At 49.3% G+C, this 1,136-nt stretch carries 2 protein-coding genes; both read right to left on the reverse strand.

All coding sequences use genetic code 11. The features are described 5' to 3' along the window. A partial coding sequence (locus tag ACTRXG_RS16845) for an IS3 family transposase (protein ID WP_474286069.1) occupies nucleotides 1-723 on the reverse strand: 723 nt, incomplete at its 3' end. Beyond that, a complete protein-coding gene (locus tag ACTRXG_RS16850; protein WP_474286071.1) occupies nucleotides 720-1,052 on the reverse strand; it encodes a transposase in 333 nt (110 codons plus the stop codon). The genes ACTRXG_RS16845 and ACTRXG_RS16850, both read right to left, overlap by 4 nt. Nucleotides 1,053-1,136: the final 84 nt, after the last annotated feature.

Raw genomic sequence — 1,136 nt, forward strand, 5'->3', positions numbered from 1 at the left:
AGAAGACGTAAGGGGCATCCGTTCGCGGATGCTGAATTCTTCCGACTTTAGCGAGGAATGGAAGGATTCGATCATGGCATTATCAAAGCAGTTTCCTTTCCGGGACATGCTTGTGATAATGCCTTTTTCTTTGGCCGCCTGCTGAAACGCATGCGACGTATACTGGGAACCCTGGTCACTGTGCAGAAGGAGACCGAAGGTCTCCCGGCCCTGACAGGCTGCTTCTAGCGTATCCAGCACCAGACTTGTTTCCTGCGTATCCTTTAACTCATACGCGACTAATTCATTATTGTATACATCCATGATCGTGGATAAATACCACATCTTTTCTCCATATGGCAGATACGTAATGTCGGTAACCCATTTTTGGTCGGGACGATCGGCCGTGAATTCCTGTTGAAGGAGATTGGGCACCGTCTGATGGCTTTCCCCTGTCGACTGGATCCGTTTCTTGGGCTTGACCTGGCATTGGAGCTGATACTTCTGCATCACCCGCTGGGCGGTTTTCCGATTGATTCTGATCCCGTGGTCTTTTCGCAAAAGAGCCGCCACCTTACGGTGGCCCAGCCAATAGCGATACCGGCGGCAGATATCCATGATCATCCGGTGCAAAGCGGGAATCTCCTTGGAACGCTTTTTCCATCGGTAATAGGTGGAACGGGGAATGCCGAAGGCATGACACATCTCCTGCACGCCATAAGCATGTCTATTCGCCTCTATCACTTCGACGATGACTTCTGGAACCACGTCCTTTCGATGGCGTTCGCCTTTCCCATCAGATCATCTCTCATTTCGTAATACGCCACTTTCTTTCGCAGCTGCTCGATTTCGCTTCCCTCATCAGGCCCTTTACCGAAGGTATACTGTTTTCCCGGCGGCTGGGCCAGGCGGTGGAAGGCACCCTGTTTATACCACTGGACCCATGTTTTAATCTGAGATTTATTCTTAATCCCAAATTGCTTCATGAGTTCCTGATTGGAAGTCTTTCCCTCCAATTTCAAACGAATGACTTCACGCTTCACATGCTCCGGGTAAAATCGATTGGCTCCCATCAAAAAAACACCTCCAGATCATCGTTAATACTACATACGACGTTGGGGGTGTTTTTTCCTGTCTCATATTATGGGGTCACTCTA

Source organism: Marinococcus sp. LNSP9103-4 (assembly GCF_056034345.1).